Source organism: Microcoleus sp. w2-18bC1, assembly GCF_036700365.1.
Lineage (GTDB): Bacteria > Cyanobacteriota > Cyanobacteriia > Cyanobacteriales > Microcoleaceae > Microcoleus.
Genome location: NZ_JAUBOS010000039.1, coordinates 41,160 through 52,686, shown reverse-complemented (window position 1 = coordinate 52,686; position 11,527 = coordinate 41,160). Strand labels below are relative to the sequence as shown.

At 45.2% G+C, this 11,527-nt stretch carries 8 protein-coding genes and 1 tRNA gene; 1 reads left to right on the top strand and 8 read right to left on the bottom strand.

Annotated elements, in window-relative coordinates; translation table 11 throughout:
- Window positions 1-366: 366 nt before the first annotated feature.
- On the bottom strand, window positions 367-576 hold the full coding sequence (locus tag QT979_RS19080; protein ID WP_333215983.1) for an acetyltransferase: 210 nt from the start codon (window positions 574-576) through the stop codon (window positions 367-369).
- Between the two features lie 27 nt (window positions 577-603).
- Window positions 604-1,770 carry a zinc-dependent alcohol dehydrogenase gene (locus QT979_RS19075; RefSeq protein ID WP_333311397.1) on the bottom strand — a complete coding sequence of 389 codons (1,167 nt, stop codon included), beginning with the start codon at window positions 1,768-1,770 and terminating at the stop codon, window positions 604-606.
- Between the two features lie 748 nt (window positions 1,771-2,518).
- Here QT979_RS19075 and mutS point away from each other — a divergent pair.
- Entirely contained in the window at window positions 2,519-5,146 is a 2,628-nt protein-coding gene (mutS, locus tag QT979_RS19070) for a DNA mismatch repair protein MutS (RefSeq protein ID WP_333215987.1), read from the top strand.
- Between the two features lie 193 nt (window positions 5,147-5,339).
- Here mutS and QT979_RS19065 read toward each other — a convergent pair whose 3' ends face one another.
- The 6 genes from QT979_RS19065 to QT979_RS19040 all read right to left on the bottom strand — a co-directional run bounded on the left by QT979_RS19065 (window position 5,340) and on the right by QT979_RS19040 (window position 11,524).
- Window positions 5,340-6,050 carry a hypothetical protein gene (locus QT979_RS19065; protein ID WP_333215989.1) on the bottom strand — a complete coding sequence of 237 codons (711 nt, stop codon included), beginning with the start codon at window positions 6,048-6,050 and terminating at the stop codon, window positions 5,340-5,342.
- Window positions 6,051-6,079: 29 nt separating this feature from the next.
- On the bottom strand, window positions 6,080-6,796 hold the full coding sequence (locus QT979_RS19060) for an actin-binding WH2 domain-containing protein (RefSeq protein WP_333295794.1): 717 nt from the start codon (window positions 6,794-6,796) through the stop codon (window positions 6,080-6,082).
- Between the two features lie 376 nt (window positions 6,797-7,172).
- Window positions 7,173-7,243: transfer RNA gene (locus tag QT979_RS19055), tRNA-Gly, on the bottom strand.
- A gap of 143 nt (window positions 7,244-7,386) precedes the next feature.
- The gene (uvrC, locus tag QT979_RS19050; RefSeq protein ID WP_333215991.1) at window positions 7,387-9,405 is read right to left on the bottom strand and encodes an excinuclease ABC subunit UvrC; all 2,019 of its coding nucleotides are present in this window, start codon (window positions 9,403-9,405) and stop codon (window positions 7,387-7,389) included.
- A 116-nt stretch (window positions 9,406-9,521) separates the two neighbouring features.
- On the bottom strand, window positions 9,522-10,274 hold the full coding sequence (locus tag QT979_RS19045) for an amino acid ABC transporter ATP-binding protein (RefSeq protein ID WP_333311396.1): 753 nt from the start codon (window positions 10,272-10,274) through the stop codon (window positions 9,522-9,524).
- A 50-nt stretch (window positions 10,275-10,324) separates the two neighbouring features.
- Entirely contained in the window at window positions 10,325-11,524 is a 1,200-nt protein-coding gene (locus QT979_RS19040) for an amino acid ABC transporter permease (RefSeq protein WP_333311395.1), read from the bottom strand.
- Between the last annotated feature and the right edge of the window lie 3 nt (window positions 11,525-11,527).

The window sequence follows — 11,527 nt, the reverse complement described above, 5'->3', positions numbered from 1 at the left end:
TTTTGGTAAAAATTGTAATCTCACACTTTTTTCATTATAACCGATAACTAATCAACTTATTTATTTTTCATTCCTTAGTCATAAAGAAATTAAATCAAGCCCGGTTATCTTTATCACTTTAGTTTAATGCAGTTTGTCGCGGTCGCGAACTAAGACTCTCTTAAATTTGGTCGATCGTACATTCTATTGAAACAACCACAGCGCTGTACCCTCCGGCTGTCAAAAGATACGTCAAAACCGCCCTCCTGCAGGGGTTTTAACCCCTATCGGAGAGCAGTTTTTCGGGTTAAGCGGACACTTATGTGCTGTGTCCATCCCCTACCTTCCAATCCTCCTTGTTAAGGGGGATTGGAAGAATCAGGGGAATCAATGAGTTTGATAATTTTCCTCAGTCCAGCAACGCGGCAGAGTTTCACCGGAAGGAAAGACTAAATTACTTTTTGGAAAAGTTGCTTTCTCTTGCTCTTCTTGACCAGCTTGATTTTTTCCCGACACTTCTTGTTTTGTAGGGCTGATTAAAGCATCTACATCGAGGATTTCAATCAAGTCGCCTGATTCTTTTTCTTGTAAAAGCATAGTTTCTCCGTGAAGGGTAAATGCGAGTTAGGGTTTGAGGACAACTTTGATGCAGTTGTCTTTTTTGTTTTTGAAAATGTCGTAGCCGTGGGGCGCTTCATCCAATTTCATTCGGTGCGTAATTACGAATGACGGGTCAATTTCGCCTTTTTGAACGCGATCGAGCAAAGGCCGCAAATAGCGGTGAACGTGCGTCTGTCCCATTTTCATGGTCAAGCCTTTGTTGAAAGCTGCACCTAATGGCACTTTGTCAACGAAGCCACCGTAAACGCCGGGAATTGACACTGTGCCACCCTTGCGACACGCGACGATTACTTGTCGCAGGGCCGTAGGTCGATCGCTCTCCAACCGCACGGCTTGCTTGGCTTTGTCGTACAAAGCGTCGAGACCGGTGCCGTGGGCTTCCATTCCCACCGCGTCGATGCAAGAGTCGGGTCCGCGTCCCCCCGTCATTTCGGTGACGGCTTCCCCGGCGTCTATTTCTTCGTAATTGATGACTTCAGCTTTGGCCGCGGCCGCCATTTGCAAGCGTTCCGGTACGCGGTCGATCGCAATTACTCGATCGGCCCCCAGCATAAACGCGCTTCTGATCGCAAATTGCCCGACTGGCCCGCATCCCCAAACTGCTACAGTATCCCCCGGCTGAATGTCGCAGTTTTCGGCCGCCATGTAACCAGTAGGAAAGATATCGGTGAGGAACAATACTTGTTCGTCCGAAAGTCCGTCGGGAATTTTTAAAGGGCCGACATCTGCAAACGGAACCCGCGCGTATTCTGCTTGGCCTCCTGCATAGCCGCCCGTTAAATGTGAGTAGCCAAACAGTCCCGCCGGGGAATGACCGAACATTTTTTCAGCCAGCCCAGCATTGGGGTTGGAGTTGTCGCACAGCGACCACAAATCGCGGTTGCAAAAGAAGCAACTGCCGCAAGAAATAGTAAAAGGAATGACGACGCGATCGCCCTTTTTTAAGTTCTTGACTTGGCTGCCGAGTTCGACTACTTCCCCCATGAATTCGTGCCCCATGATGTCGCCCGATTGCATTGTCGGGATGAAGCCATCGTAGAGGTGCAAATCTGAGCCGCAGATTGCTGTAGACGTGATTTTAACTATTGCATCGCGCGGGTTGATAATTGTTGGGTCTGGTACATTATCAACTCGCACATCATTTGCTCCGTGCCAGCAAAGAGCTTTCATTATTTCGTTCTCCTCTAGTTAACTACTAGCTAGCAGATTTTTGATGGTAAATCTTAAACTTACTACGCCGATTAATTACTAACTTGGATTTCTTTAATTTTAAGCATATAAAATATATTTTATCTCTATCCAAGGTATAATTTACAAATCTATCTTCCGGCTGTTTTCAATCACAAAAATGTAAAGTTTCTCCCCAGGCTAAAGTGCGGGAGATTTCACATTCTTCTGTTAAGCCCCAACAGTTATAGCAACCGCACCCGACTTTTAGAACGTTCTTAATTGCTGAAACCGTTGCCGAAGATTGCTTCTTCCTTTTCTCATAGATAACTAAAGCCTTTTTCCTTCTCTCCTAGATAACTAAAGCCTTTTTTCTTTTTCCTTCTTCCTTCTTCTTTCTTCCTTCAACATCTGCTATAACAGCTAACAACTACATAGCTGAGATTGTTTTTGTCGATCGGCGATTGCTAGTCTCTCACAATAGATAAAATATCCGCCGTAAGTCTCACTGGAGCGGCTGTTTTGACTCACATTAGATAAGTATTGACCTAAAACCTCTCAAGTAAAAGCGGGTTGATCGATTATTAAGTAGGATGCGTGAGTTTCGTATCGCTCAACACTCTTCACCAATATTGAGAATCACGCACCCTGCTTAAGGAGGATTAATCGTCAAATATTGTATCATTAGTTATAGCTAAAAGCCGAGCTTGCGCTAAAGTTGTTAAAGATTAAAATTTATCGATCGCCTTTTATGCCTTACACTGCATCTACCCCAACAGACCCCACTCAACCCAACATCCGCAATGCCGACCACCGCCTACTAGAATTCACCAAGCTGACGCCGATGATGCAGCGGTATGTGGAAGTGAAAGAACAGTATCCCCACGCACTTTTATTGTTTCGAGTTGGAGATTTCTTTGAGTGTTTTTTCCAAGATGCAGTTACTATTTCGCAGGAATTAGAACTTGTTTGTACTAGCAAAGAAAGCGGCAAGGAAATTGGCAGAGTGCCGATGACAGGAGTGCCGCACCACGCCCTCGATCGCTACACTTCAATGTTAGTAGAAAAAGGGTATGCTGTGGTAGTTTGCGATCAAGTTGAAGATGCCTCGATTGCTGCTAAAGAAGGTCGTCAAGTCAAGCGAGAAATTACCCGCATTCTCACTCCAGGAACCTTGACTGATGACGGAATGCTCAAACCCAGGCAAAATAATTTTTTAGCAGCAATTGTGATAGCAGGGGAACATTGGGGATTGGCTTATACAGATATTTCTACGGGAGAATTCGTCACTACCCAAGCAGACACTTTAGAACAATTAACCCTTGAATTGCTGCGCTTGCAGCCTTCGGAAGTCTTGGTACCGACTAATGCGCCGGATTTGGTGACTATGTTGAGGCCCGGAGAGAAATCCGAGCATTTGCCCGATTGTTTGCCGAATTCATTCTGCTATTCTTTGCGATCGCAAATTCCGTTTACTTTGCCCGAAGCAAAACAGAGAATCCTGCAAAAATTCAAAGTGCGATCGCTTGAAGGTATGGGATGCGGCCATTTGCCCCTCGCAGTGCGCGCCGCCGGCGGTTTGTTGCAATATCTCGAAGAGACTCAAAAGGAAAAAGCAGTTTCTTTGCAAAGATTGCACACTTACACTCTCACCGATTTTCTCATACTCGACTACCAAACCCGCCGCAATCTCGAAATTACTCAAACAGTGAGAGATGGGGTTTTTCACGGTTCGCTGCTGTGGGCGATAGACAAAACCAGCACCGCAATGGGAGGCCGCGCTTTGCGCCGCTGGGTTCTGCAACCTTTGCTCAACATTAAAGGCATTAGCGCTAGACACGACACGATCCAAGAATTAGTAGAAAATAACGGTCTGCGCCAAGATTTTCAGCAGTTGCTGCGCCAAATTTACGACATCGAAAGACTGACAGGCCGCGCGGGTTCTGGAACAGCTAGCGCGCGGGATTTGGTTGCTTTAGCTGATTCTCTCTCGAAACTGCCGGAATTAGCCTCGATCGCAGCCCAAGGGCGATCGCCCTATTTGAAAGCGCTGCAAAATGTACCGCCAATTCTCGAAGAATTAGCAAGTAAAATTCACGCTCATTTAGTTGATGAACCGCCGATTCATTTAAAAGAAGGAGGTTTGATTCGATCGGGAATCAATCCCATGCTAGATGAAATGCGCCACACTGCATCAGCAGACCAAGAATGGATTGCAAATTTAGAAGCAACTGAGAGAAAACGTACCGGAATTTCTAATCTAAAAGTTGGCTACAATAAAGCTTTCGGCTATTACATTAGCATTACCAAATCGAAAGTAGACCAAGTGCCGAAGGACTACACCCGCAAGCAAACTCTCACCAATGAAGAACGTTATAGCACTGAAGAATTAAAAGAAAGGGAAGTGCGAATTCTGACAGCGCGGGAAGATTTAAATCAATTGGAATACGATATTTTTGCTAAAGTGCGATCGGAGGTAGGAGAACACGCCGAAATTATTCGCAACGTTTCCCGCGCCGTGGCGGCGGTCGATGTTTTGTGCGGTTTAGCAGAAGTAGCAGTTTACCAGAATTACTGCCGCCCAACTATGACAGAAAGTCGGGAAATTAAAATTATTGAAGGTTGTCATCCTGTGGTGGAAAAGTCTTTGCCGCCGGGATTTTTTGTACCTAATTCTGCTTTTTTGGGCCGGGAAGAATCGCTAAACCGCCCAGATTTAATTATTTTAACCGGGCCGAATGCTAGCGGGAAAAGCTGCTACTTGCGGCAGGTGGGTTTGATCCAGTTAATGGCGCAGATGGGCAGTTATGTGCCGGCGAAAGCTGCGAGTTTGGGAATTTGCGATCGTATTTTTACCCGCGTCGGCGCAGTAGATGATTTGGCAACTGGTCAGTCTACGTTTATGGTGGAAATGAACGAAACTGCAAATATTCTCAATCATGCGACGCCGCAATCATTGGTTTTATTAGATGAAATTGGCAGAGGAACGGCAACCTTTGACGGACTTTCGATTGCTTGGTCTGTGGCAGAATATTTAGCAACTGAGATTCGGGCGCGGACAATTTTTGCGACTCACTATCACGAGTTAAATGAGTTAGCTTCTATTTTAGATAATGTCGCAAATTATCAGGTTACAGTGAAAGAGTTGCCGGATCAAATCGTATTCTTGCACCAAGTTCAGCCGGGAGGTGCTGACAAATCTTACGGAATTGAAGCGGGGAGATTGGCCGGTTTGCCGCCGTCGGTGATTGACAGGGCGAGACAGGTGATGAAGCAGATTGAGAAACATAGCAAAATTGCGATCGGGCTAAGAAAGGGTGTTAAAAAAAATGGTAAAAAAGAGTCTGATGGCGAACAGTTGGATATTTTTGATGATTGAAATTTCCGGTGGTAAAAAAAGTTTGTAGTAACTTATATATTGCACCATTTTCAATAAGCCTTTCAGGGGCGGACAGGATGCCCACCCCACAAGAAAATTAAATTTTTGTGGCACAGGCATCCTGCCTGTTCTTGAGCATGTTGCAATATCTCAGTTACTACTTTTACAACAAACCAGGAACGCTGCAACAACTCTAACGTCCATTTTGCAACTTTCTTACCTCTTTGTGTACGCTCATCCCAATTTCCAAAGCCTCATTTAGCAATCGGCCATATTCAGTCGCCCGATCGCTCACATCCACCGCCATCAAAGCAGCTAAATTACTTTCAATATTAGCAAATAGCTCGTAACGGCGACCGATAAACTGCTGATTTTCTCTGAGAATTTTTTCTGTTTTCAAAGCACAGACTAAACTTTCTCTAGTGATTTTTAATGCTTCAATTGCATCTCCTCGGTTAATTAAATTGGCTTGTAAATTGCCAGCATCCGTTAGGCGATCGATAATATCTAAAGCCTGAATCACCTCATGATACTTCTCAACTTCATCCAGCAGACCCGCTAGCGTTGCCAGAGGTTTTGCCTTAACCCATTTATAGACATTCCAAGCAACAGTAATCGCCAGCGACCAACCCAAAGTTAGTTGTAAAACACGGACAAATATGTCTGAATCGCTAAATAAACCAACATTATGTTTATTAGCCAGTAAAGCAACAGGCAGCGAAACAACTAATGTCACGCAAAATATCAGCAACTCATTCACCAAAATAGAAAACAGCTTTTTGCCGTCCCGGAGTGCAGCAGGTCTGTAAAAATCTGCTGCAAAACCGTCGCTCAAAGCTATTCCGCTCAAATCCTCCAACTCCTTCTCAGAAATTTTTAACTGTTCCAAATCCGCTTGTATCACTCTTCAAAATCTCCTTTAATTGGGATTAATTACGATCCTCCCAGAGACATAATTGATTGCCACAGACTCATATAAAAATTGCTTTCTCGGTCTCGGAACAGTTGAAAAGCCATTCCCGGCGACCCCAAAAATGGTCTCAGCGTCCATCCCAACTGAGTCCCAACAAACGCATAAAGTCCCAACCAAAAGCGCAAAATATTTAGCCTGATGTCTTTGCCTTCCGCATCTTGTTCTGACAGAAAGTGCATTCCTTGATAAATGAAACTTACTCCCAAAAATCCTGTGATTGCCATTATAGCAACATTCAGCAACAGATAAAAATTGTAATTGGTACTGCTTATGAGGAAAAACAAACTAACAGGTGCAAATCCAAACAGCAAAACGCTAATCATCGCCATCGCTGTCATCAACAATGTCAAATACTGCTCAAAAGTTCGTTTTGAACCAAACATGACATTAAAAAAGTACAGTGTGGGAAAGCAGATAATCAGCGTCAGCAAGTAAAGTGCTGGCAACTTAATTGCTGAAACCAGACATTGCATCCACGTACTAGAGGCACCTAATATTGCTCCGTAAATGCCAAAAAATACGGTACTAGAAATCAACAAACCGAAAATTTTAGATTTGAGCTTGACACCTTGGCGAATTTCTTCGAGAAACTGTTGCCGTTCCCGTAGCAAATACATTACTACTGAAAAATATTTCACGGGTTCTCCTTGTGACTGATGCGACTCCGAATCAGTCATAACTCAAGCTGAGTGCGCTCGGCAAGCTTGTCAAATCAGGGCACTCTATGTTAACCCATTATTCTTGTACCCAGCTCACCACAAGGTGAGAGGTGGAGGCGTTTTGAGAGATACTTGCAAAGCTAAACGGCTCAAACTGAATACAGTTATGCTTTGTATTCAATTTGTATTCATTCGTCTCCAAATTGTCTCCACAAAGGGCGATGGGGTAGTCATTTGATACTCAGTTTGGTCGTTCCGTAGTCAAATCGTAGTCATTTTGTATCCAATTTCTAGTCAATTTCTAGTCAACTAGACCCCTCGCAAACCGAAAAAAGCAGCAATAAAAAACCTCAAACCGTTGATTTCTAGTTGGTTTGAGGTTTTTATAGGCGCAAGCGGGCAGCGGGAATCGAACCCGCATAGTTAGCTTGGAAGGCTAAAGTTTTACCACTAAACTATGCCCGCGCACAGAAACTAAACATACCACACGTCTCTGGGAATTGCAATAGGCCTGTGCAAAATTTTTGAATACCTCCCTCCCGCTGGCTGAATCGGGACTTGCGACCCGATCGCGCCTACAATCCCCGTCTCCCATGCAGGGTAAGACTTTACGGGTGGAAATAATCGTAAATTTGCTGCGCCAGACGCGGGCCAATCCCAGAAACTTCTGCCAACTGTTCGGGAGTTGCTAAACGGAGATAGTCGATCGACCGAAAATGTGCCAACAATTGTTTTTGTCGGTGGTGTCCCAATCCGGGAATTTCATCAAGGCGCGATCGCTTCATTCTCTCGCTTCTTCGATCCCGGTGAAAACTCACAGCAAACCTGTGCGCCTCATCCCGCACCCGGCGCAATAATTGTACCCCAGGCTGCTCAGAATTAGTTGGCAGCGGCAAAGATTCCCCCGGCAAAAATATCTCCTCTCGCTGCTTTGCCAAACTGACAACGCGCAACTCTTCTAGCAAATTCATCTCCCGCAAAACAGCCACAACTGCTGACAGTTGACCTTTGCCACCATCTATCATAATTAAGTCGGGTTTGTCGGAGATAGTATGAGAAACGGAGGATAAATTGCTGAGTTTTTCCGGTTCTTCTAACTGGCTAAATCCATCTTCCATCTTCCCTCTTTCTTCTTCCTTCACTCCTCGGAATCGGCGACCGATAACTTCTGCTAAACTAGCAAAATCATCAGAATGACCCGATTTAATTTCAGGATTTTTAATTTTGTAATGGCGGTAGTGTTGATTAGCCGGCAAACCGTCAATAAATACGACGCGGGAAGCTACGGCGTCAGAACCTTGAATGTGAGAAATATCGTAACCTTCAATGCGGCGAGGAACTTCTGGCAAATCGAGAATTTCTGCTAAATCTTCCATTGCTTGAGAATTGCGATCGCTCAATCTTTGCATTCTCGCCAATTCATACTCAGCATTGCGTTCCACCATCTCAATCAATTCTGCCTTAGTTTGCCGCTGTGGCGTCAAAATCGTAACTTTTCGCCCCTTACGATTGCTCAACCAATCTGCTAATATTTCCGCTTCTGGCAATTCGTACTGCACTGAAATTTCGCTGGGAATTTCTACAGATTCGACATTTTGATAGTGTTCTTCCAACACTCGCTGCAAAATCGCTCCGGCCTCTACCCCCCCTCGTTCCCCCCCTTGCCAAGGGGGGGAGGAAATAGAAAGTTGAGATAACTCTTGCTCCCCCTTTGCAAGGGGGGGTTGGGGAGGTATTTCCGCCATAAATCCCAATCTTCCGACCAATTGACCAGCGCGAATTTGAAACAATTGAACGCAAGCGTGCTGGGTGTCGGCCGCAAGTGCGATCGCATCTCTGGAAACCGTATCGTCTGGCAAAGAGACTTTTTGACCCGCACTTAAAGACTGCAAACCCTTAATTTGGTCGCGAATGCGCGCCGCAGTTTCAAAGTTTAAATCTTCGGCTGCCTCTTCCATTTGGGGTTCTAAAATATCGAGCAATTCCTGAGTCCTTCCCTGGAAAATCATCGCTACTTTTTGGATGATTTTTCGGTATTCCTCCGGCGAAGTTAAGCCTTGACAAACGCCAACGCAGCGCCCGATGTCGTAGTTGAGACAGGGACGGTCTTTAAACAGCGGTTGAGGGCGCTGCCGCAGGGGGAAAATTCGCTTAATTAAATGTAGCGTACTCCGCAGCGCCCCTGTATCGACGTAAGGGCCGTAATAGCGGTCTTTTGCACTACCGGCGCGGCGTTTGCGGGTGATAAAAATGCGCGGGTATTCCTCCGACCAAGTTATGCACAAATAAGGATATTTTTTATCATCTTTGAGGAGGACATTAAAGTAAGGTTGGTGCTGTTTTACGAGGTTTGCTTCTAATGCTAAAGCTTCCGCTTCTGTATCGGTGGCGATGAATTCAATTTCGCGCACTTGCTGCACCATCATCGCGATGCGGGGACTGAGATTTTGGCTTTCGCGGAAGTAGGAACGGACGCGGTTTCGGAGTTTTTTTGATTTGCCGATGTAAAGGATGCGATCGCTCTCGTCTCGCATTAAATATACACCAGGAACCGCCGGAATTTCTTTGAGGCGACTTTCTAGGCGTTCCGAGTCTTTAACTAACGGCAGAGTTTTTGTGGATGGCATTGCAAGCTATCTCAGCAAAATAGAGACTGATTGTACACTCTTTTATTTTACCTTAATTGTGCCGATTTTTACTGGTGCTACCGTCGCAAAACCCACCTACTACACTTTAAAATCAGTTACAATATCTGAGATAAAAACTTGCGCGTGCGTTCTTCCTTCGGATTCTGAAAAAACTCTTCCGGCTCAGCTTCTTCAACTAAAACGCCGCCATCCATCAATACAATGCGATCGGCAACTTCGCGCGCAAACCCGACTTCGTGAGTCACCACCACCATTGTAATTCCTGTTTGAGCCAAATTTCGCATTACATCTAAAACTTCCCGCACCATCTCCGGGTCTAATGCTGATGTCGGTTCATCAAACAGCATGATTTTAGGCTGCATGGCTAGAGAACGTGCAATAGCGACCCGCTGCTGCTGTCCTCCAGACAACTGTCCGGGATATTTTTTTGCTTGTTCTAAAATCCCCACTCTTTCTAACAATTGCATCGCCACTTCTTCAGCTTTTTTCTTGGGCCAGCGGCGCACCCATACTGGGGCTAGCATGACGTTTTGCAAGACTGATAAGTGGGGAAACAGGTTGAATTGCTGAAACACCATTCCTACTTCGCGGCGAATTGTCTCGATGTTGCGTAAGTCGTGGGAAAGTTCGATTCCGTCGATCGTAATTTTACCTTGTTGGTATTCTTCTAATGCGTTGAATGTGCGAATAAACGTCGATTTTCCAGAACCAGAGGGCCCCATTACGACAACCACTTCACCTCGGTTTACGGTCATGCTGACGCCGCGCAGTACGTGAAATTGCCCGTACCATTTGTGGACGTTTTCTGCTACGATTACTTGTTCTGGGGTTGTGGGTTTAGTTTCCATAGTTTTTTGTTTTTAAACCGCTGATGAATGCGGATGAACGCAGATTTGTTTTACCTTTGACCTACCCCTAAAGTTCGCTCTATTTTGCGGCTGGCTAATGACATTGAGTAGCAAAATATCCAATAAATAATCCCGACGAATATGTAAACTTCGGCGTATCTGCCGATATAGGAAGGATTTGCTAAAACGGCGCGGGATATTCCGATTAATTCTAACATTCCGAATAGAGACAGCAGGGATGTATCCATAAATAATCCGATGAATTGACCGCCGATCGCCGGAATGACTATTCGCAGTGCTTGAGGCAGTACAATTAAAATTGTGAGTAGGGGTGTATTGAGTCCGATCGACCTTGCTGCTTCTATTTGTCCCCTGGGCACTGCCTGCAAGCCACCGCGCACGTTTTCCGCCAAGTATGCCGCACTAAATAAGGTTAATCCAGCAATGGCTCTAATTACTCTATCCAATTTCGGATATTCCGGTGGCAAAAAGAGTTGCAGCATCACTTGACCTAAAAACAAAATGCCAATTAATGGTAAACCGCGAATAATTTCAATGTATAATGTTGATAACAGTCTTACAACTGGCAAAGAACTTTGTCTCCCTAGTGCTAGTAATACTCCCAAAGGAAAGGAAAGCACAATACTAATAACTGCTAAAAACAGCGTCAATACTAAACCGCCCCAATCATTTGTTGATACTTCTGTCAAACCCAACCCGCCTTTAATTAGCCACAAAACTATTGGGAAGGAAAGAAGCCAAATTGCAGGCATCCAGCCCATGATTTTTGGGTGAATTTGCCTGCCGATGGCATAGCTGGCGGCGCCTGCGATAATAATCCCTAAGAGGTAGATGCGAGAGGTGAGGTCGATCGGCGAAATGACCGCACCCACAACCGCAGCACCGAGTATAATTAGTAAAGGCGGATTCCAAAGACGTTCTTGCCGCTGAATGTTTCCCCAAGTTAATCCTCCCAACAAGGCAATTAGGGCCGTTACTATCCACAGCCGCCAGTAGGATTCGCTGGGAAATCTGCCGGCGAAAAATAGCGGCAAGTTCGCTTCTAATACGCGCCATTGAGCTTTTGTTGTTGCCCAAACGATAATTCCTTTAATAGTTTGGAAGGCGATAATGAGGCAAACTACTGTGAGAATGCTGTTGTACCAGGTACTAAATAAATTTTTGCGCGCCCAATTCCAAGGGGTAGGCGATTCGGTGGCTGGGGGCGGTAATATGGGTATTGTTTCCATCAG

Excerpts from the sequence above, each read along its gene's own strand:
- QT979_RS19040 (WP_333311395.1), bottom strand. The coding sequence starts at position 11,524 with ATGGAAACAATACCCATATTACCGCCCCCAGCCACCGAATCGCCTACC.
- QT979_RS19080 (WP_333215983.1), bottom strand. The coding sequence starts at position 576 with ATGCTTTTACAAGAAAAAGAATCAGGCGACTTGATTGAAATCCTCGAT.
- QT979_RS19075 (WP_333311397.1), bottom strand. The coding sequence starts at position 1,770 with ATGAAAGCTCTTTGCTGGCACGGAGCAAATGATGTGCGAGTTGATAAT.
- QT979_RS19060 (WP_333295794.1), bottom strand. The coding sequence starts at position 6,796 with ATGACTGATTCGGAGTCGCATCAGTCACAAGGAGAACCCGTGAAATAT.
- mutS (WP_333215987.1), top strand. The coding sequence starts at position 2,519 with ATGCCTTACACTGCATCTACCCCAACAGACCCCACTCAACCCAACATC.
- uvrC (WP_333215991.1), bottom strand. The coding sequence starts at position 9,405 with ATGCCATCCACAAAAACTCTGCCGTTAGTTAAAGACTCGGAACGCCTA.
- QT979_RS19045 (WP_333311396.1), bottom strand. The coding sequence starts at position 10,274 with ATGGAAACTAAACCCACAACCCCAGAACAAGTAATCGTAGCAGAAAAC.